Source organism: Pseudomonas sp. MWU16-30323 (genome assembly GCF_020515595.1).
In the GTDB taxonomy this organism is placed as follows: domain Bacteria; phylum Pseudomonadota; class Gammaproteobacteria; order Pseudomonadales; family Pseudomonadaceae; genus Aquipseudomonas; species Aquipseudomonas yamanorum.
In genome coordinates, this window is the sequence record NZ_JAIWYM010000011.1 from 185,953 (window position 1) to 205,587 (window position 19,635).

At 62.5% G+C, this 19,635-nt stretch carries 20 protein-coding genes; 9 read left to right on the plus strand and 11 right to left on the minus strand.

The genetic code is table 11. The annotated features are described in order from the left end of the window. Complete coding sequence (gene dksA / locus LIY45_RS15705) at nt 1-405, minus strand: RNA polymerase-binding protein DksA (RefSeq protein ID WP_017476784.1); 405 nt, start codon at nt 403-405, stop codon at nt 1-3. 126 nt (nt 406-531) lie between these two features. Here dksA and LIY45_RS15710 point away from each other — a divergent pair, with 126 nt between their 5' ends. Beyond that, a complete protein-coding gene (locus LIY45_RS15710; RefSeq protein WP_226476854.1) occupies nt 532-900 on the plus strand; it encodes a glutamine synthetase in 369 nt (122 codons plus the stop codon). Here LIY45_RS15710 and LIY45_RS15715 read toward each other — a convergent pair. After that, on the minus strand, nt 897-2,120 hold the full coding sequence (locus LIY45_RS15715; RefSeq protein WP_226476855.1) for an N-acetylmuramoyl-L-alanine amidase: 1,224 nt from the start codon (nt 2,118-2,120) through the stop codon (nt 897-899). The two genes, LIY45_RS15710 and LIY45_RS15715, sit on opposite strands and share 4 nt — an antisense overlap. A gap of 128 nt (nt 2,121-2,248) precedes the next feature. Here LIY45_RS15715 and folE2 point away from each other — a divergent pair, with 128 nt between their 5' ends. The 7 genes from folE2 to LIY45_RS15750 are packed head-to-tail and all read left to right on the plus strand — an operon-like array spanning nt 2,249 to nt 7,891. After that, entirely contained in the window at nt 2,249-3,145 is an 897-nt protein-coding gene (gene folE2 / locus LIY45_RS15720; protein WP_017476787.1) for a GTP cyclohydrolase FolE2, read from the plus strand. Beyond that, on the plus strand, nt 3,142-3,810 hold the full coding sequence (locus LIY45_RS15725; protein WP_017476788.1) for an ATP-binding cassette domain-containing protein: 669 nt from the start codon (nt 3,142-3,144) through the stop codon (nt 3,808-3,810). Before folE2 ends, LIY45_RS15725 begins: the two co-directional genes overlap by 4 nt. Beyond that, nucleotides 3,810-4,676, plus strand: coding sequence for a metal ABC transporter permease (locus LIY45_RS15730; RefSeq protein WP_017476789.1), 867 nt, complete (start codon nt 3,810-3,812; stop codon nt 4,674-4,676). Before LIY45_RS15725 ends, LIY45_RS15730 begins: the two co-directional genes overlap by 1 nt. Nucleotides 4,677-4,687: 11 nt before the next feature. Then, nucleotides 4,688-5,572 (plus strand): metal ABC transporter substrate-binding protein, encoded by an 885-nt coding sequence (locus LIY45_RS15735; RefSeq protein ID WP_226476856.1) that lies wholly within the window; start codon nt 4,688-4,690, stop codon nt 5,570-5,572. Continuing rightward, complete coding sequence (hisI, locus tag LIY45_RS15740; protein ID WP_226476857.1) at nt 5,569-5,994, plus strand: phosphoribosyl-AMP cyclohydrolase; 426 nt, start codon at nt 5,569-5,571, stop codon at nt 5,992-5,994. Before LIY45_RS15735 ends, hisI begins: the two co-directional genes overlap by 4 nt. Then, nucleotides 5,991-6,551 (plus strand): DapH/DapD/GlmU-related protein, encoded by a 561-nt coding sequence (locus tag LIY45_RS15745; RefSeq protein WP_017476792.1) that lies wholly within the window; start codon nt 5,991-5,993, stop codon nt 6,549-6,551. The genes hisI and LIY45_RS15745 overlap by 4 nt, the downstream gene beginning before the upstream one ends. A gap of 2 nt (nt 6,552-6,553) precedes the next feature. Continuing rightward, nucleotides 6,554-7,891, plus strand: a complete 1,338-nt coding sequence (locus LIY45_RS15750) for a dihydroorotase (RefSeq protein ID WP_226476858.1) — start codon at nt 6,554-6,556, stop codon at nt 7,889-7,891. 142 nt (nt 7,892-8,033) lie between these two features. Here LIY45_RS15750 and LIY45_RS15755 read toward each other — a convergent pair whose 3' ends face one another. Further along, nucleotides 8,034-8,555 (minus strand): DUF3617 domain-containing protein, encoded by a 522-nt coding sequence (locus LIY45_RS15755; RefSeq protein ID WP_003213494.1) that lies wholly within the window; start codon nt 8,553-8,555, stop codon nt 8,034-8,036. Nucleotides 8,556-8,685: 130 nt separating this feature from the next. On the opposite strand from LIY45_RS15755, the gene cls reads away from it, so the two are divergent. Beyond that, complete coding sequence (gene cls, locus LIY45_RS15760; protein ID WP_226476859.1) at nt 8,686-10,125, plus strand: cardiolipin synthase; 1,440 nt, start codon at nt 8,686-8,688, stop codon at nt 10,123-10,125. Between the two features lie 145 nt (nt 10,126-10,270). Here cls and cfaB read toward each other — a convergent pair whose 3' ends face one another. From cfaB to LIY45_RS15805, 8 genes are all read right to left on the minus strand, one after another. Next, nucleotides 10,271-11,455 carry a C17 cyclopropane fatty acid synthase CfaB gene (gene cfaB, locus LIY45_RS15765; protein WP_063033772.1) on the minus strand — a complete coding sequence of 395 codons (1,185 nt, stop codon included), beginning with the start codon at nt 11,453-11,455 and terminating at the stop codon, nt 10,271-10,273. Between the two features lie 87 nt (nt 11,456-11,542). Next, nucleotides 11,543-12,328: a DNA-binding domain-containing protein gene (locus tag LIY45_RS30735; RefSeq protein ID WP_260525344.1), complete on the minus strand. Its 786-nt coding sequence runs from the start codon at nt 12,326-12,328 to the stop codon at nt 11,543-11,545. After that, on the minus strand, nt 12,319-13,164 hold the full coding sequence (locus LIY45_RS15780; protein ID WP_226476860.1) for a DUF692 domain-containing protein: 846 nt from the start codon (nt 13,162-13,164) through the stop codon (nt 12,319-12,321). Before LIY45_RS15780 ends, LIY45_RS30735 begins: the two co-directional genes overlap by 10 nt. Nucleotides 13,165-13,230: 66 nt before the next feature. Continuing rightward, nucleotides 13,231-13,482, minus strand: a complete 252-nt coding sequence (locus LIY45_RS15785) for a membrane protein (RefSeq protein WP_017476799.1) — start codon at nt 13,480-13,482, stop codon at nt 13,231-13,233. Between the two features lie 107 nt (nt 13,483-13,589). Beyond that, nucleotides 13,590-15,485 (minus strand): cation-translocating P-type ATPase, encoded by a 1,896-nt coding sequence (locus LIY45_RS15790; protein WP_226476861.1) that lies wholly within the window; start codon nt 15,483-15,485, stop codon nt 13,590-13,592. Beyond that, on the minus strand, nt 15,482-16,516 hold the full coding sequence (locus LIY45_RS15795) for a protease modulator HflK (RefSeq protein ID WP_226476862.1): 1,035 nt from the start codon (nt 16,514-16,516) through the stop codon (nt 15,482-15,484). The genes LIY45_RS15790 and LIY45_RS15795 overlap by 4 nt, the downstream gene beginning before the upstream one ends. Further along, nucleotides 16,513-17,511 carry a protease modulator HflC gene (locus LIY45_RS15800; protein ID WP_226476867.1) on the minus strand — a complete coding sequence of 333 codons (999 nt, stop codon included), beginning with the start codon at nt 17,509-17,511 and terminating at the stop codon, nt 16,513-16,515. Before LIY45_RS15800 ends, LIY45_RS15795 begins: the two co-directional genes overlap by 4 nt. Nucleotides 17,512-17,520: 9 nt before the next feature. Next, nucleotides 17,521-19,452 carry a protease modulator HflK gene (locus LIY45_RS15805; protein ID WP_226476863.1) on the minus strand — a complete coding sequence of 644 codons (1,932 nt, stop codon included), beginning with the start codon at nt 19,450-19,452 and terminating at the stop codon, nt 17,521-17,523. Nucleotides 19,453-19,635: the final 183 nt, after the last annotated feature.

A 19,635-nucleotide genomic window follows, 5' to 3' on the forward strand; every position in this document is an offset into this window, starting at 1 on the left:
TCAAATCGCCCGTTGATGGCGTTCGCGCAGCTCTTCACGTTCTTTGGCTTCGATACACAGGGTGGCCGTGGGGCGCAGCAGCAGGCGCTTGAGGCCGATGGGCTCGCCGGTTTCACGGCACCAGCCGTATTCACCGCGGGCCAGGCGTTCCAGGGCTTCGTCGATTTTGTCCAACAGCTTTTTCTCGCGCTCCAGGAGGCGCAGTTGCCATTGGCGCTGTTCTTCGGCGCTGCCGACATCGGCAGGATCGCTGTTGGGCTCCTGTTCGCGCAGCACCATGAATTCAGCGTCGATACGCGCTTGCAGCTCGTTGCGCTGGGCCAGCAGCAGCTCGCGGAAGAAACCTTGCTGGGCTTCATTCATGTAGTCGGCGGACGGTTGGGCGAGAAGGTCTTGTTCGGTCATCGGAGGTGGTTCACGGGTCAGGCTGTTTTTTAATGTTATAGTATAACAATGCAAATAAGCCAATCCCCCTTGCTCGCGACGACGAAGGGCGCAATGCTGGCAGCCGAAAACGCCCCGAGAACCTCTATGAAATACCTGTTGTGCGCTGTGTTGCTGATGGTGGCGAGCCTGGCCAACGCCCAAGTGCCCAGCCTGCTGGCCAACTGCACCCGCAGCGCCAACCTGCTGGCGTGCGTCGACGCCCACGGCAATGCCTACAGCGTCGCGACGGCAGGCAGCACTACGTATTTGCGGGGTTTCGAGGTGATCGGCAAACGCTACTGGGCACAGACCAACAGCCGCTACGGGCAGCTGACGTTCTTTACCGGGTTGGCGTCCGATGGTGAGGCGTGGGTGGGCTACACGCGGCGAGTGGGCTGGACCACCATCAACCGGTTTTCCAGTTCCGGTGGTGCCAGCGCCAAGTTCACCTGCAGCCGAATCACCGGCTGTTAGACCTGGCCATTCTTCTGTTCCTGAACCCAGGCCATGTAGCTGTTCATCGGCGGGTTCTTCTGGAAGTAGTGCTTCAACCCTTCAAACAAACCGTCTGCCACCGCCTGTTGATGGCGCGCGGTGACCAGCCGCTGGGCGTCCTGGGTGTTGGAGATAAACCCGGTTTCCACCAGGATCGACGGCACGTCCGGCGACTTGAGTACCGCAAAGCCGGCCTGTTCGACGCGCTTTTGATGCAACGTGGTGATGCTTTGCAGGCTGCCCAGCACCGAACTGCCCAGTTGCAGGCTGGAGGCGATGGTGGCGTTCATCGACATGTCGAGAATCACCCCGGCGAGCATCGGGTCCTTGTCCTTGAGATTGAGCAAGGTGGTGGCGCCCAACAGGTCGGCACCGTTTTCCCGTTGCGCCATGAACCGCGCCGTGGCGGAGGTGGCGCCGCCTTCAGACAGCGCATAGACAGAGGCGCCGGATGCCGTGAGCCGTGGTGCGGCATCGGCGTGCACCGAGATAAACATGTCGGCCTTGTGCTGGCGGGCGATGTCCACACGTTTACGCAGCGGCACGAAGAAGTCGTCGTTGCGCACCAGCTTCACATCGAAGCCCTTCTCACGCTTCAAGCGCTTGGCCAGCAATTGCGCGATGGACAGCACCACGTCTTTTTCGCGCTGGCCCTTTGATCCAATCGCGCCGGGATCCTTGCCGCCATGCCCAGGGTCCACCACCACGATGATGTCGCGTTTCGGGTGCGCCTTGTCCACCGGCGCCGACACGGGGGCAGCCAACGCGGCCGGTGCCGCAGCGATTTGCATAGGCGCATGAGTGGCGCTGGTCAGGTCCAGCACCAGGCGATGACCTTGGCCATCCTGGGGCGGCAGCAGAAAGCTGTTGAGCTGCATCGGCGCCTTCAAGTCCAGCACGATCCGCGTATCACCCTGGCCAAAATGCCCCGAGCGAATCGAGGTGATGCCACTGTTGGTCAGGGCCAGTTGGCTGAAATCCCCGGTCAGCTTCGCGCCACTCAAATCAATGATCAACCGCTCCGGCGCGGTCAGGGTGAAGGTCTTGTATTGCACCGGGCCGCTGAGGTCCAGCACCAGCCGCAGCTTGTTATCCGAGCGCCACAGCCGTGCATTGCGGATCTGCGCGGCGGACACGCCCAAGGGCAGGGTGAACACCGCGCTGGCCAGCAGCAGGTTGAGGAGTTGACGTCTGTGCATGACTTACACCGCAAATAAAGGAGCGTCCGTACTCGACATGACTGAATAAAAGACAGAGCAGAAAAACTTTCGTCGATTCAATTGTAATAATATAACATGTCTTTTTATTTCCAACGATGGACCTGCTCATGAACGCGCTGACTCTGCCCGATATCGCCGCGCAGGCTTCACGCCAAGCCTTGCCGCTGGATTGGGTGGGCATGTGCGGCATTGCCCTGCCCATTCAGATCGACGGCCAACGCCTCAGCGCCAAGGCTGATGCCGGCGTCAGCCTAGACGACGGCGAGGCGCGTGGCATTCATATGTCGCGGCTTTACCTGGCGCTGGAAATGCTTGAACAGCAACCCCTTACGCCAGCACTGCTGCGCAGTGTATTGCAACGTTTTCTCGACAGTCATGAAGGTTTATCCACAAATGCCTACCTGCGGATTCATGCGGATCTGCTGCTGAAACGCCCGGCGCTGGTCAGCCCGTTGGCCGGCTGGAAAAGCTACCCGGTGAGCATCGAGGCGCGCCTGGAAAACCAGATGTTCCACGTGGAACTAAAAATTGACGTTACTTACTCTTCAACCTGCCCGTGCTCGGCTGCCCTCGCCAGGCAATTGATTCAGCAGCAATTTATCCAAGACTTCGCCGGCACACCGCTGCAACACGAAGACGTGCTGACCTGGCTCGGCAGTGCAAACGGCATCGTCGCCACGCCCCACAGCCAACGCAGTAGCGCGCTGTTGCAGGTTCACCTTCAAGGCGATCAACCCACACTGCCGCTGACGCAACTGATCGACGAGACCGAAGCCGCCCTTGGCACCGCCGTACAAACCGCCGTAAAGCGCGCGGACGAACAAGCCTTCGCCCTGGCCAACGGGCAGAACCTGATGTTCTGCGAAGACGCCGCCCGCCGCCTGAACCTCGCCTTGAAACGCTCGGACGCAGTCAAAGCCTTCCACTTGAAAGTGATCCACGCCGAAAGCCTGCACGCGCACGATGCCGTGGCTGAAAGCCGCTGGACGAGACCTTCCGAATGATCACCTGCACCGCTTTGCGCTGGGGCGCCCCTGGCCAACCACTGACCCCCGCCGTGGATTTCACCCTGGAAAAAGGCAGCCTCACCGGCATCATCGGCGCCAACGGCACCGGCAAAAGCAGCCTGCTGAAAGTTATCGCCGGCTTACAGAAGCCGCTGGCCGGGAAAGTGACGATTGAGGTTCCACGCCGTGGTGGCCTGTCGTTCCTGCCCCAGCAACAGAACCTCGACCGACAGTTCCCCATCAGCCTGCAAGAGTTGGTGGCCGCCGGCTTCTGGGGCAGCAAGCAAACCCCGCAACAACGCACCGAACGCCTGAGCGCCGTACTCGAAGACTGGTGCCTCAGCGGCCTTGAGCATCGGCCGTTGATGGCCTTGTCGGGCGGCGAACTGCAACGTGCCCTGCTCGCCCGCATGAGTTTGGCCGAGTCACCGATATTGCTGCTGGACGAACCCCACGCCGCCCTCGACGAAGACGGCCAGGCGCTGTGCTGGAAACACATCCATGCCTGGCACGATGAAGGCCGCACGGTGGTCGTGGTGTGCCATGACCTCGGCTCCGTCCGCCAACACACCCAGCAAGTGGTGCAGATCAAAAGCAGTGGCTGCGTGTTCGGCTCCAGCAAAGAACTGATCCGCCCGCAGCCGCACATGCAGGTGGCCTGATGCACTTCGCCGCCCACCTGTGGATGCCGTTTCTCGACTTCGTATTCATGCGCCGAGCCCTCGTCGGCGGGCTGGTATTGGCGTGCAGCACGGCGCCGCTGGGGGTGTTCCTGATCCTGCGTCGCATGAGCCTGATCGGTGACGCGGTGTCCCACGGCATCCTGCCCGGTGCCGCCCTGGGCTTCTGGTTCGCCGGCCTGAGTTTGCCCGCGCTGACCATCGGCGGCCTGGGCGCCGGCCTGAGCATGGCCGGCCTCGCCGCCTGGATCACCCGCCGCACGGGCCTTAAGGAAGACGCCAGCCTCGCTGCCATCTACCCAATCTCCCTGGCCAGCGGCGTACTGATTCTTGGCCTCGCCGGCAAACGCCTGGACCTGCTGCACCTGCTGTTCGGCTCGGCCCTGGCGGTCGACGGCCCGACCCTCACCGGCATGCTCTGGGTTTCGGGCTTCAGCCTGATCGCCATGGCGGTGATCTACAAACCACTGCTGCTGGACACCCTCGACCCGCTGTTCCTGCAAACCGTCAGCCGCCTCGGCCCGCTGGCCCACGGCCTGTTCCTGACCCTGGTGGTGCTGAACCTGGTGATCGGCTTCCAAGCCATCGGCGCCTTGATGGTGGTCGGGTTGATGATGTTGCCGGCGATTGCTTCACGTTTCTGGAGCCGGCGCCTGCCGGTGTTGATCGCCATATCGGCGGTGCTGGGATGCCTGTCGGTGTGGCTTGGCTTGTTGCTGTCGTTCTACTACTCGCTGCCCAGCGGCCCGGCGATTGTGCTGGTGGCTGGCGGCTTGTACCTGCTGTCCGTGGTCTTCGGTCCGGTGCACGGCTTGCTGCGCCGCCCGCCTTTGCTTACATCCCAATGAGGTGTTTCCCGATGCGCGCTCTACTCGTGCTGTTCAGTGTGTTGCTGCCGCTGTCGTTCGCGACGGCCCAGGCTGCCGACAAGCTTCAGGTGGTTACCAGCTTCAGTATTCTTGACGACATGACCCACCAGGTCGGTGGCGATCATATCCAGATCAGCAACATGGTCGGCCCCGACGCCGACGCCCACACCTACGAACCGACGCCCGACGATGCCAAGGCCCTGCTCAAGGCCAAGGTCATCATCAAGAACGGCCTGGGCTTCGAGCCGTGGCTGGATCGCCTGGTCACCAGCACCGAGACCAAGGCGACGGTGGTCACCGCCAGTAAAGGCGTGCTGTCCCACACCATGGAAGAAGACGGCGAGACCATTCCCGACCCACACGCCTGGCACAACCTGGCCAACACCGTGATCTACGTGAACAACATCACCAAGGCGTTGATCGCTGCCGACCCGGCCAACAAGGCGGACTACGAGCACAACAGCCAGGTGTACCTGAAAGAAATCTATCGCCTGCTGGCGCAAGCCAAGGCCAAGTTCGGCGCCCTGCCACCGGGCAACCGCCGCATCGTGACCTCCCATGACGCCTTCGGTTACCTGGGCCAGGCTTACGGTATCGAGTTCCTGTCGCCTCAAGGGTTGTCCACCGAACGTGAACCGTCTGCCGCCGAAGTCGCCACGCTGATCACCCAGATCCGCAAGGACAAGGTCAAGGCCGTGTTCATGGAAAACATCAAGGACTCGCGCCTGCTCAAGCAGATCGCGGACGAAAGCGGTGCACAAATCGGTGGCACGCTGTACTCCGACGCCCTGGCATCAGAAGGCCCGGCCAGCACCTTTACCGGCCTGTTCGAATACAACCTCAACACCCTGTGCGCGGCCCTGAGCAAGCCATGAAACTGAGCCTGCTCGACCTGGAAAAGGCTGCCATCGGCAGCCGCTTTCCACTCGACCGTGTACTCGACGCCCTGCCGTGGAACAGCGATGGCTTGATCGCCGCCATCGCCCAGCAACACGGCAGCGGCGAGGTGTTGATGCTGGCCTGGATGAACCGCCCGGCCCTCGAAGAAACCCTGGCCACCGGGCAGGTCTGCTACTGGTCCCGCTCGCGCCAGCAGTTGTGGCGCAAAGGCGAAACCTCCGGCCACTGGCAACTGCTGGTGGAGGCGCGCCTGGATTGCGACGGCGACGCCGTGTTGCTGATCGTCGACCAGCAAGGTCCGGCCTGCCACACCGGGCGACCCACCTGTTTCTACAACGTCATCGACGGCCGCCACGTACACATCCTCACTGCGCCTCTCCAGGAGCCTGACCCATGATCCGCAAGAACCCTTCCGGCGATCTGCCCGTGATTGCCGAATCGGCCTACGTCGACAAAACCGCAATCATCTGCGGCAAGGTCATCATCGGCGAAAACGTGTTTGTCGGCCCTTACGCGGTGATCCGCGCCGACGAAGTCGACGCCAATGGCGACATGGACCCGATCACCATCGGCGCCAATTCAAATATCCAGGACGGCGTGGTGATCCACTCCAAATCCGGCGCCGCCGTGACCATCGGCGAGTTCACCTCCATCGCCCACCGTTCCATCGTTCATGGCCCGTGCACCGTCGGCGACCGGGTCTTCATCGGCTTCAACAGCGTGCTGTTCAACTGCGTCGTCGGCGACGGCTGCGTGGTGCGGCACAACTCGGTGGTCGATGGCCGCGATTTGCCCGCCGCGTTCTACGTGCCCTCCACTACCCGCATCGGCCCCAACACCGACCTGTCCCAGTTCCCGCCGGTCAGTGTCAGCGCCTCGGAATTTTCCGAAGACGTGGCGCGCACCAACGTCGACCTGGTACTGGGTTACAAAGCCCTGCAAAACGAGTTCTGACCATGAGCCGCCTGCTGATCCGCAACGCCCGCCTGGTGAACGAAGGCCAGGAATTCGAGGCTGACCTGCTGGTCGCCAATGGCCGTATCGAGAAGATTGCCAGCAGCATCGACAACGCCAATGCCACCGTGGAAATCGACGCCCAAGGCCAGTGGCTGCTGCCGGGGATGATCGACGATCAGGTGCACTTCCGTGAACCCGGCGCGCCGGACAAAGGCAGCTTCTACAGTGAATCCCGCGCGGCGGTGGCCGGTGGCATCACCAGTTTCATGGACATGCCCAACACCCACCCGGCGACGTTGAACCTGGCAGCCCTGGCCGACAAGAAGCGTCGCGCGGCCCTGCATTCGGTGGCCAACTATGGCTTTCACTTTGGGGTGAGCAACGACAACCTCGACACCGTGGCCGCGCTGGACCCACGCGAAGTCGCCGGTGTGAAAGTGTTCATGGGCGCCTCCACCGGCAATATGCTGGTGGATGACCCGAAGATTCTCGAACGCCTGTTCGCCGAGGTGCCGACCATTCTCCTGGCCCACTGCGAGCACACGCCCAGCATCCAGGCCAGCGAGCAACGGATGCGCGAGCGCTTCGGCGAGCACATTCCTGCCGTGGCTCACCCGCTGATTCGCGATGCCGAAGCTTGCTATCGCTCGTCGTCTTTGGCGGTGGAACTGGCCAAGCGGCATGGCACGCGCCTGCATGTGTTGCACATCACCAGCGCCCGGGAGTTGGTGCTGTTCGAAGACAAACCCCTGGCGGAAAAACGCATCACGGCGGAAGTCTGCCTGCATCACCTCTTGTTCGACGACCGCGACTACGCGCACCTCGGCCACCAGATCAAATGCAACCCGGCCATCAAGACACGCGCCGACCGCAACGCCCTGCGCCTGGCATTGTTGAGTGATCGTCTGGATGTAATTGGCAGTGATCATGCGCCGCACACCTGGGCGCAAAAACAGCTGCCGTATCGTGAGGCGCCGTCAGGCTTACCGCTGGTGCAGCATGCCCTGCCGGCGCTGCTGGAATTGGTGGCCGACGGCTTGCTGCCGCTGACCACCCTGGTGGCAAAGACCAGCCACCGCGTCGCGGACCTGTTTGCGATCCCCGACCGCGGCTACCTGCGGGAAGGCTATTGGGCCGACCTGGTGCTGATCAAACCCGAACCCCAAGGCAAGCCCGTCAGCAGCCAGCCAATCCTGGCCCGCTGCGGCTGGACGCCCTTTGCCGGGCGCAGCTTCCGGCACAGCGTCAGCACCACCCTGGTCTCCGGCCACCTGGCCTGGCACGACGGGCGCGTGCACGACAGTTGCCAAGGGCTGCCGCTGCACTTCCAGCGCTGAAGAGAGTTATGAGTTGGCAACCCAATCAACTGTGGGAGCTGGCTTGCCTGCGATTGCGGTGTGCCAGTCAACCTGATTGGCACTGATAAACCGCTATCGCAGGCAAGCCAGCTCCCACATTTTTTATCGGGGTGCCTCCCAGTTAAGCGCGGGGTTTGACGGTGCCGCAGTTACTGCCCAACCATTGCGCATGGGTGTCCAGGCTACCCTTCTGTTGAACGCCGGTGGCGTTGAAGGTGCCGTTCACCGTGGTGGTGAATTCCTGTTGGCTCTGGAACGTCGCCACGCCAGTGCCCTGGGCTTTCGGGCAGCTGAAGCGGAATTTCCACTGGTTGCCGGTCTTGTCCGTCACTTCCTGCTTGCAACCCGATTGCGGGTCCGTCAACGGGATGGAATCGGACGCCACCTGGGCTGGAGTCAGGCACACCTGGACGCCTTTGCCGGCCATGGTGATGCCTTGCTTCTCAAGCATGGCGCGTTGTTCCGGGGTCATCTGTTGCTTGAGCTGACCGAGGATCAGCGACAAGTCCGGCAGGTCCTGGTTATCGACCTTCATATTGCTGGTGGTCAGTTCCCACAAGCCCGGCGCCAGCATCTGCGCTTGCGCCGCCACGGGCAGCGTTAAACCAACAACCATGGCCAAACCAAGCAGACGAGCATTCATCGGGTAACTCCTGGGCAATTGTCGGCGTTAGACGCCGCAAAAGCGCCAGTGTTGCACAGCAAATAAAATAGCGACATTCGTGGCCGAACATGGTCTGTTAGGCACTTGTTTGTCAGGAGTACCGTTGTCCATGGATTTCTTTGGCCCGCACCTGCTCGCCTATTTCATTGCCACCCTGCATTTTCTGGGCACCCTCGCCGCCATCCATGCGGTGCTGACCGTCAGGACCGCCCAAGGCTCGATTGCCTGGGCCCTGTCGCTGATGTTCATCCCCTACCTGACGCTGATTCCTTACCTGATCTTTGGCCGCAGCACGTTCGACGCCTACATTCAGGCGCGGCGCCAGGCCAACCAGGAAATGCACAAGGCGATCACCGAGCTGAACTGGCGCCCGTGGGTTGAAGAGGCATTGGCCGCGCGCAACTCCCAGGCCTACGCTTCGCTACGGGCCATGCCCAAGCTGGGGCGCATGCCCTGCCTGGCGAACAACCAGGTGCGCTTGTTGATCAATGGCGAGGCCACCTTCAGCGCGATTTTCGAGGCGATCCGCTCGGCAAAGACCGCCGTGCTGTTCCAGTTCTTCATCATTCATGACGACGAGCTCGGCCGCCAACTGCACACCTTGCTCAAGGAAAAGGCCGCCGAAGGCGTGTCGATTTTCGTCTTGTATGACCGTATCGGTAGCCATGCCCTGCCCCATCGTTATGTGCAGTCGCTGCGGGACGCCGGGGTGCAGGTCAAGGCATTCGCCACCCGCAGCGGTTGGCTCAATCGCTTCCAGGTCAACTTCCGCAACCACCGCAAGATCGTGGTGGTCGACGGCATTACCGGGTTTGTCGGCGGGCATAACGTCGGCGATGAATACCTGGGCAAGAAACCACCCCTGGCACCGTGGCGTGACACCCATGTGCAAGTCAGCGGCCCGGTGGTGGCGTGCTTGCAGGAATCCTTTGCCGAGGACTGGTTCTGGGCCGCGCGTGAGTTGCCGCCGCTGCTGCTGCCGGATACCTACCCGGACGACGGCGTGCTTTGCCAATTACTCGCCAGCGGCCCGGCGGATCCTTACGAAACCTGCTCGCTGTTTTTCGTCGAGGCCATTCATGCGGCGACCGAGCGGGTGTGGATCACCAGCCCGTATTTCATTCCCGATGAGGCGGTGTTTGCGGCGTTGAGGTTGGCGGTACTGCGCGGCGTCGACGTGCGCCTGTTGCTGCCATCGAGGCCCGATCACCGTATCGTCTACGCCGCCTCCAGCCTGTATGCGATCGAAGCGGTGCGCGCGGGCGTGCGGGTCTTCCGCTACACGCCGGGGTTCCTGCATCAGAAGGTGGTGTTGGTGGACAGTGAGATCAGCGCCATCGGCAGTGCGAACCTGGATAACCGTTCATTCCGGCTGAATTTCGAAGTGATGTTGCTGACCGTGGATGACGCCTTCGCCAGCCAGGTGGAGCACATGCTGCTGGAAGACTTCGCCCTGGCCCATGAAATCAGCCAGGAAGAAAACCGCCAGACCCACCGCCTGCAACAACTGGGCATGCGGGTCGCGCGGCTTATTTCCCCAATTTTGTAAGGCTTGCACCGAACCCAATGTGGGAGCGGGCTGGCTCGCGAAAGGGGAGTGTCAGTCACTGAATGTGTTTCTGATACAACGCCTTCGCGAGCAAGCCCGCTCCCACACAAGCCCGCTCCCACATTTAGATCACCGGGGCCATTGCTTACTGATACAGGTCATCCCGCGTCCACGGCAGCTCATGGCTACCATCGGCATGGGGTTTCACCGCAAGAATCTGGTGCAGGTTGATCCAGCCTCGGGCAAACGCATACGCACAGCCGGCCAGGTACAGGCGCCAGATGCGCAAGGCCTGCTCCGGCACCATCTTGCCCGCCGCCTCCAGGTTATCTTCCAGGCGCTCGCTCCAGTGGTCCAGCGTGCGCGCGTAATGCAGGCGCAGGCTTTCGACGTCGACCACTTCCAGCCCGACTTCGCTGATCTCGGCGGTCATCATCGCCAGGTGCGGCAGCTCGCCATTGGGAAACACATAGCGCTCGATAAAGTCCCCGGCGCCACGGCCCACAGGCCGGCCATCGGTGTGCTTGGCGGTAATGCCATGGTTCATCACCAGGCCGCCCTCGCGAACTGCGCCGTAGAGAATCTTGCAGTACTCCGCCAGGTTGGCGTGACCGACATGTTCAAACATCCCCACGCTCACCACCTTGTCGAACCGGCCATCCTGGGGCAAGTCGCGGTAGTCCAGCAGCGTCAGCTCTACCTGGTCTTCCAGGCCTTCGGCTTTCACCCGCTCCTGGGCCAGCTCCAGCTGTTCCTTGCTCAGGGTGATACCAAACACCTTGACCCCGAATTCCCGAGCGGCATAGCGCGCCAGCCCGCCCCAACCGCAGCCCACGTCGAGCAGATACTCTCCAGGCTGCAGCCGCAATTTGCGGCAAAGGTGGCGGAATTTGTCTTGTTGGGCTTGATCGAGGGATTCACTGCCGGTCTCGAAATACCCGCAGGAGTAGGCCATGTCACGGTCCAGCCACAGCTGGTAGAACTCATTGGACAGGTCGTAATGGTAGGAAATAGCCGCTGCGTCGGTGGCCTTGTCGTGGATCGAGCGCACCGGACGGGTGTCCTCGTCATCATCAACCAAGGCATGACTCAACTCGTCAACGACCCTGATCACTTCGGAAATGGAGCCTTCCAGCTCCAGTTTGCCCTCGACGAAGGCTTCACCCAATGAATCGAGCGTCGGATGGCTAAGCTTTGAAACCATCATGGGGTCCTTGACCACGATGGTGACACTGGGATCCGGGCCCAGGTTGAATTCATGGCCGTCCCAGAGTCGAAGACGCAGCGGTAGCTGAAGATTCTGTAAGGCCGGTGGAAGTTGCGCGAGCATGAGTAGTCCCCCCTTGTTTCAGACGTCTGAAATGAGGGTAGACCATCCACGGAAAAATTAGCAGGCTATCGAAACAATAGCCCTTTTCTATGGTGCCCGCCGCTGGAGCAAACCCTCCTGGACCCACTGTTTCAGCCAGGTAACCGCTTGCAATGGCGCGCCCTCTTGGTAAGTGACTGCCAACTCGGCACACAGTTCGGAAAAACTCCAGCCGCTGGTGACCATGCCGGTCAGCGCGCTGGCTTCAGCCGCTTCCAGGCTCCGGTACTGGCAAACATTCTGATGGCGCCAGACCAGGCAGACCTGCGCCAATGGCAGGGCCTCGCTGCCGGGAAAGTCCCACTCGCCTTTGCTGGCACGCCAGATGCCCAGGCTGTTGAAATCACACAGCACCTGCTGCACCGAGGGCACCAACTGCACCAGCAGCCCGGGCCAGTCTTCAGGCGGCAGCGTTGCCATGTCTTGCAAGGTCAACGGCTCGCCTTGCGGTGCATCAAAGGCCAGGGTGAAGGCCCATTCCAGCCGCGCCAGCTCGGCCAGCGGAGCGCCCTGCTCGGCATAATGTTCAACGATAAACCCGGGGAACCGCTCGCCAAACCAACGCAGGCTGTAATGGGCCGAGGGGTAACGCCGGATATAGGCCGAACCCAGCTGCGCAAACTCATCGTCCCCCAGCCAATACCAGACGGCGCTGAAATCATCGCGCAGCACTTCCTGCAACCGGGCGTGATAGGCGTTGTGGTAAATCGCCAGGCCCGTCTCGACATCCAGGGTCGGGCCGCCGATCAAGGTGGCGCTGAAGCTGTTGCTGGCAGTGGATGTCTCGGCCAACAAGTGCTGTTCAAAGGCCAACTGCCAATCGATCAGGCGCATAACGCTCTCCTGTCCAACGCGCTCGCGCCCAGTTCACGGGCCTTGTTCAGCTCGTCGAGCAGCTCCTGGAACGGCGGGAAATGGTCATCGCGTTCCAGCAAGGTCGAGACGGGTCCAAGGTGCTCCAGGGTCTGCTGATACAGCGCCCACACGGGATCGCATACCGGATGGTCGTGCGTGTCGATCACGTAGTCACCGTAATCCATGTGCCCAGCCAAGTGCAGTTGGTGGATGCTTTCGGGCGGCAGGTTGCGAATGAATTCCCAGGCGTCGAACCCGTGATTGCGCGAGCTGACGTAGACGTTATTCACATCCAGCAGCAGCTGGCAGCCGGTGAGATGGGTCAGGGCGTTGAGAAATTCCCACTCGGTAAACTCATCCGCCTTGGAGCGCACATAGCTGGAGACGTTTTCCAGCACGAAGGGACGCTGCAACACATCCTGCACCTGCCGCACGCGACCGGCGACGTGGTACAGGCTTTCTTCGGTGTAAGGCAGCGGCAGCAGGTCATGCAACTGGTGCGCGTTGCCGCGGCTCCAGCACAAGTGGTCGGAAACCCACGCCGGCTGGATGCGCTCGGAGAGCTGCTTGAGTTGTTTCAGGTAATAGGTATCAAGGGCATGGGGCCCGCCGATGGACAGGGACACGCCATGCATCACCAGGGGATAACGCTCGGCTATCGCGTCCAGGTAGTACAAGGCCTTGCCGCCCTGCACCAGATAATTCTCGGAGATCACTTCGAACCAATCCACGGCCGGCGATTGTTCAAGGATCTGCTGGTAGTACTCGCTGCGTAAACCCAGGCCGTAACCCAGACTCGGAAGGGAAGCGGACATAAAGACACTCCTGGGGAAAGTGTCCGCAGCGGCGGGGGGCCCGCTGCGGTTGCACTCGGTTGCCGGTTACTCGCCGACTTTGCCGCCTTTCTCATCGCACATCGCTTTGCTCATCGACAGGAAGCCCTGGCCTTTGCAAGATCCCATGCCTTTGCACGCGTGGTCTTTGGTCTTGCAATCGTTCTGGCCTTTGCAGGCGTTGACGCCATAGCAATGGACCTGAGCGTCTGCTGCCTGAACCTGAGTGGCAACACCGGCAAACATGCCAGCAGCGGCGATAGCGAGGGCGGCACCAGCAGCAGCGGATTTGATGTTCATTGTGTATTCCTCATGATCGGTAGTGGAGTCGGTCTGAACGGATTGTTCAGTCTCGACATAGCACTAGAGTGAGGTCCCTCCATGGCGTTACAGCGAGACTGAAAAATTTATTCCTCAAGTTTCAATAACGGCTCCTGGAACCGCAACAGACGCCCCGCATTGCCCAGCACCAGCAGCGTACTGAGGTTGTGCAACACCGCCGCAATCATCGCGCCCGCCGCGCCCAGCCAGCCAAATGCGGCGAACACCACGATCGCCAGCGTCCAGCCCAGGCCGATGATCACATTGACCTGCAACGTGTGCCGGCACTGGCGACTCAAGCGCACACAGGTACCCAAGCGCCGCAGGTCGCTACCGATCAGCACCACATCCGCCGACGCCAGGGCGATATCCGCCCCGCCCGCGCCCATCGCCACACCGACCACGCCGGCCTTGAGCGCCAACGAATCGTTGATCCCGTCGCCCACCACCATCGGCCGGAAGCCGCTGCCGATTTCCCCCAGCACGCGGTTGAGCTTGTCTTCCGGCAAAGCCTGGGCTTCGACGTCGCTGATGCCCACTTCCAAGGCCAGGCTGTCGGCCACGCTTTGGCGGTCGCCCGTCAGCAACAGTTGGCGACCCAGGCCCAGTTCACGCAGCTCCTTCATCGCCTGGCGGGCTTCAGGTTTCACGCTGTCCGCCAGCAACAGCCAGGCAAGGAATTGCCCGTTCAGCGCCAGCCCGGCAATCGGGCCATCGTGGATGGGAACTGCCGTGGTCGGGATGCCCAGTTGTTCAAACAATTCCGGCCGACCGAGGGCGGCTTCGCCCTGCCCGGTCTGCGCGACCACACCGAGGCCCTGGCGCTCGCGAATATCCGACAGCACCAGCATTTGTTCCTGAGTCGCCAACCCCGCCAATGCCCGGCTGACCGGGTGGCTGCTGGCGGAGCCGAGGCTGGCCGCCAGGTTGAGCAGCGCTTGCCGATCCGGCTCGCGGGTGTCGATGGACTGCAAACGCAGGGTGCCAAACGTCAGGGTGCCGGTCTTGTCGACCACCAGTGACGTCAGGTCCGCCAGCTCTTCGAGAAACGCCGAGCTGCGAATCAGAATGCCGTGACGCGCCGCCACCGCAATGCCCGCAATTGCCGTGGCCGGTGCCGACAACACCAATGCACAGGGGCACGCCGCCACCAGTACAGCGAGCATCGCCTGGGCGTCATTGGTGACAAACCAGGTGACCGCCGCCAGCAACAACACCAGCACCATGTAGCTGCCCGCGTAACGCTCCAGCAGCCGAGTGATCGGCGGCTTGGAACGTTCGGCGCTCTGCATCAGGGCGATGACTTTGCCCAGGGTCGATTCATTGCCGGTGCGGGTCACTTCCAGACGCAGCAGGCCGTCGAGGTTGATCGCGCCACCAAACACCTGCACGCCAACACTCGCTTCCAGCGGCACCGATTCGCCGGTGATTGGCGCGGTATCCAGGCTGGCCTGGCCCGACAGCACCACGCCATCGGCGGGCACCCGGTCACCGGCACGCACTTCGACGATATCGCCAGTCTTCAGGATGCCGTTGTCCACTTCCAGGATGGTCCCGTCAGCCTGCACCAGGCGCGCGTGGCTGCGGGTCAGTTTGCCCAGGGCATGAATCGCTTCCTGGGAACCGATGACGCTGCGCTCTTCCAGCACATGGCCGAAGATCATGATGATTGGCAGCAGCGCGGCGGTCAGCAGGTCGCCGGTGGCCCAGGCACCGAGCATGGCCAGGGCGATCAGTTGGTCGGTGATGCCATGCAGGCTCGGATAACGCAGGCTGTACCAGGCCGAGCGCATCACGGGCACGGCCACCAGCAACGAGGCGACGCCCAGCAGCAGTTGGCTCACGCCGGTCTGGTCCGGCGCCAGCCAGCGCCATACCAGGCCCAGGCTGAGCAAGCCCAAGGCGAGCATCGCCAGGGTCAGTTGCCGGGCAGCGCTGCGTTGTTCGGCCGATGAGAGCATCGGGGCGGCGTGGGCGGTCATTGTTCGGCTCCCTGAATGATCAGGCGGGAATCGTCTTTAGGGTCAACCGTGGTCACGGAGCCGGCCTGGCCGAGAATCTTCGGCAGCCGCTCGCGGTATAGGCGCAACAACAGGCCGGGGTCGTTGACCTGGGCCAGGCTGGCGACCGTAGCGGTTTGGGCCTGGGCGTTGGCCAGGCGCTCGCTGGCCTGGGCGTGGGCCACCTGCACGGCACGGTCGGCGTCCTGGTTGGCGGTCTGGGTGAGTTTCTCGGCGTCGGTGCGCGCATTGGCCACCGCCTTGTCGGCTTGCTGGCTGGCAGTCAGCACCGCGTTGAAGGCGTTGACCGCCGGGCCCGGCAGGCTTGATTGCACGTCGACCCGGGTGACTTCGATGCCCAGGCCAAGGCCGGTGGACCTCAGGTCAGCCAGGCGTTGATTGATGCCTCGCACCAGATCACCGCGCAGCCGTTCGCGGCGTTCGGCAGCCTGGTTGTCGGCGCCGATCAGCTCGGGGCGCGCCACCAGAATGGTGTCCAGGTCTCGCGCAGCGGTCAGCACCACGGCGCTGCGGGTGACCAGTCGATCCAGCGCCGGCAGAACATGATCGCCCTGCAACACAAACGCATAGGGCTCGGTGACCTTGTAGAAGACCCGCACATCCAGCTGCACCACCCCGGCATCGCCGGTCAGCAGGTAGCCGGAGCCCGCCAGGGCGTCGCTCAGCGGCGTGGCGAAACTGGCCACGCGGTCGGCTTGGGTGGCCGCGTCGGAACGCAGCAGGTTTTCCACCCGGCGCTCGATCACCCGGTCCGCTGCGGGCAACAGCACCACTTGCTCGAACGGACGCGGCCAGGCCAGCAGCAACCCGGCATTCTGGACCCGGTCCAGCGCGCCGAAGTGCAACACCACGGCACGGTTCTGCGGGTCGATCTGCCGCACGTTGGAAAACGCCCACGCCAACGCGGCCAACACCGTCACCGCATACAGCGCCAGGAACGTCAGCCGTCCAGCCTGGATCCACGGGCTGTCGAGGCTTTCCCGCTCACTCATGGCTGGACATCCTTGGGCCCGTCCACCAATGCGCGGAACGGCGCGGCGTCGGTGCGCAGGATGATTTTGGTACCCGGCGTGACCACTGTGCCGAGGGTGTCGAGGGAACGCAGCAGGTTGTACAACTGCGGATTGCCAGCGTAGGCACGGCCATAAATCTGCGCGGCTTCGACCCGGGATTGCGCTTCGATATCGGCGGCTTTCACCGTGGCGTCGGCCTGGACGATCCGTGCATCACGCTCGGCGGCCGAACGAATCTGCGCCGCCTCACGCTTGCCCACGGCGGTGCGTTCAGTGGCGATGGTCTCCCGCTCGGCGCGCATGCGGTCGACGGTGGCGGCGAGGGTCACCGAAGGCAAGGTCAGCCGTTCAACGCCCACCTGCACCACGCGCACGCCGTAGGTGGTGAGCAATTGTTGATCAATCTGCTGGCGCAGTTGCGCTTCAAAATCAGCGATCCGAACCTGGCTGGCATCGGTGTTCACTAGGTTGGCCAGGTCGAAACTGGCGGCGGTGGTTTCCAGCGCCGAGCCCACAAAGGTACGAATCTGCCGCGCCGCTTCATCCGGCTGGTTCTGCACCGCGCGCATAAAGCGCTGCACATTGTCGGGATCGCCCTGCACCTGCCAAGCCACATAGGCCTGCACGATGATCCGCAGGCCATCGCGGGTGCCCACATCCTGCAAACCGCTGGAGGTGGTACGCAGGCGCAGGTCCACCGGGATCGCCGCTTCGAACGGCGCCGGCCAGCGCCAGCCCAGGCCCGGTTCCAGCAATACCCGCGACGGGTTGCCGAAACGGGTAATCACCGTGGCTTCACCGGAACGCACCTGCACCAGGCTCGCTGCGGCAACGGCGAACAGCACCAGCAACACCGCCCAGCCCATACGCCGCCATGGGAACGGGCCGGCGTCCTGTTCATCACCGTGATGGTGATGATGGTGGCCGTGGTGGTGACCATGGCCCGCGTGATCGTGAGAATGAGCGCTCAACAGATGAACTCCTTATTGAACGGCTTTACGCGGCACCGCAGGGTCGGCCGGTAAGGTAAAGGAACGCAGATCGATGGTCGGTGCGCCACTGGCGCCCAGGCGATGATCAAGAATGAGTAACTTGGCGTGGGCCAGGCCCTGGCTCAGCTGGCTCAGGTACTGCTCCAGCACGAAGGCCTGGCCCGCTTGCTGATAGGCCTTTTGTTCGGCGCTGAAACGCAGGTCTGCTGCCTGGGCGCCAGCACTGACTTCGTGAGCCGTGGCCTGGGCCTGGTCGCGGGCGGTGCTGGCTTGCAGCAACGCCTGGTTGGTCTGCTCGCTGGCAGCGCCGCGCTCCCGGGAGATCAGCGCCTGGGCGCCAATCTGTGCGGCTTGCACCGCGTGGTAAGCGTTGGCCGCACCGGAAGGCGGGTGAATGGCTTCCACCACGGTGGCGAGTATTTCCACGCCGCTGTCGAGTGTCTTCAGGTCCGCTTGCACCGCCTTGCCAATGTCATCGGCGAGGTTGTTGCGTTCTTCACCCAGCAATTCGTCGAGGGTTCGCGAGGCAAATTCGTGGACGAGGATACGGCTGGCGGTGCTGCGGATCAGCGTGGGCACATCGGCACTGTTATAGGTGGCGGCGAGTGCGGCCTGGTCGGTCAAGCCGATGCGGTACACGAAGCGCACGTCCATATTGACGATCTGGAAGCTCTGCTTGTCGCCGCTGCTGCTGGCAATCACCTGGGCTTTGTCATTCACATGGGTGGCGTCCCACAGCCGGTTGGCAATCAACGGCGCCGGGCCCTCGGCCGGAGCGACGTCGGTGTTTGCCGCTTCGCCAACGCTGGTGGCCAGCTCATGGACCACGCCGTTTTCCACGTTCAGCACGCGGCCCAGCGGCCACGGCAAACCCGCATGCAGGCCAGGCCCGAAGACCTCCACCGGCTTGCCAAAGCGTTCATAAATCCCACGGCTTTGCAGGGCGACTTCATGCACGCCGGTCAGCAACCAACCTACGGCCAGCACCACCACCAGCACCGGCAGGAATGCCCGGCGCATGTAGGTAAAGGCCCAGATCTGGCGCAGGTCGATGCCGAAACGGTTGTGCAATTCGTGCTGCAAGGCGAGCAACGGTTGCGGCGGCCAGCGCAGCATCCCGGCGATAAAACTTTGCGCCATCAGGCGCGGTTCAAGGCGCTCCTGGCGCGGGCTGAACAGCGACAACAAGCCTCTTAACAGAAACTCCAGCGCCACCAGGGCCGGCAACAGGCCGATCAACACCGCCAGGCGCAACGGCCACACGGATTCTTCGCCGGCAAACAGCAGGCAAATCGCACTGACCACCAGGCAGATAATCGCCACCCGGCTCAGTTGCGCCAGCTGCGCTGCTTCCGGCCACTGGGCAGTGCTTTCCTGGGCCATGCGCCGCTCAAACACCAGCAAGCCGAACGCCAGTGCCAGCGCAATGGCCGCGCCCACACTGGCAGCCTGGCCCACCGCAGCGGCGGGCAAGGTCAGGCTCCAGAATTCCAGGACGCTGAACAGCGCCAGCGACGACCAGCCACACAGCCAGAACACCGGTGCGCCAATCTGCACCAGCAAGCCATTGCCGACGCGACCGAACTGCCGGTTAAGCCAGCCAGGTTCTTCTTGTGGCAGCGGCGGCTCGATCAGCCGTACAGCCGGCTCCTCCAGCGCCATGGCCCGCCAATCCGCGACCCACCAGGCCGATTGAACACCGGCCACCAGCACCAGCAAGGCCGAGGCGCAGTTGATCAACACCACCGGCCAGATCGACAGCGGGGCGAACAGCGCCACAAACAGTGCCAGCATCCAGCCGCCGACCGCCAGCACCGTCAGGGCAATGCCGGCCTGCCTTAAACGGCGGGCATGAAACAACCCTTGCTGAAACCGTGGCAACCCTTCGATAGCCACGTCATCAGCGTCTAGATCCACTCGCATCCCCAAACGCCCACCAGAAACAATTGGTTACTCTATAACGCGGGGCGTGAAATTTTTGTTTGGATTAGGAAGTACCCTGCGTTGATAGGCGAACCTTCCGACATCTATCAGCGATAACGAATCTTTACTCTCTCGGCTCTTGCGATTTCCGATTCTCAAGGGCTGATATGAACGACGATTTTC